Source organism: Carboxylicivirga sediminis, from assembly GCF_018156225.1.
Classification (GTDB): domain Bacteria; phylum Bacteroidota; class Bacteroidia; order Bacteroidales; family Marinilabiliaceae; genus Carboxylicivirga; species Carboxylicivirga sediminis.
Map to the genome: position 1 here is coordinate 1 of NZ_JAGTAR010000128.1, position 329 is coordinate 329.

Below are 329 nucleotides of genomic sequence, written 5' to 3' on the forward strand. Positions count from 1 at the left end.
TTGTCTTCCCATTGCACTTCCTCTCCGCCTAACTGCAATGATGTTAATTTGTATCCGGCATCTGGTGTGATAGTAAATTCATCACTGCTTTCATTTATTAAGACTTCAGAAGTAGGCGGTGTTATAGCTCCTCCGGTACCTGCCGTTGCAGTTACAGTAAAGTACTCTGTAAACGCTGCAACTAAAGATACATCAGCTGCTACTGCGGGCACTGTATAAGTTAATACACCTGCATTGTCTTCCCATTGCACTTCCTCTCCGCCTAACTGCAATGATGTTAATTTGTATCCGGCATCTGGTGTGATAGTAAATTCATCACTGCTTTCATT

The 329-nt window shown here is 42.6% G+C and carries 1 protein-coding gene; it reads right to left on the bottom strand.

The window, feature by feature from the left end; genetic code table 11:
• A partial coding sequence (locus tag KDU71_RS22920; protein WP_212193452.1) for an InlB B-repeat-containing protein occupies positions 1-329 on the bottom strand: 329 nt, incomplete at both ends.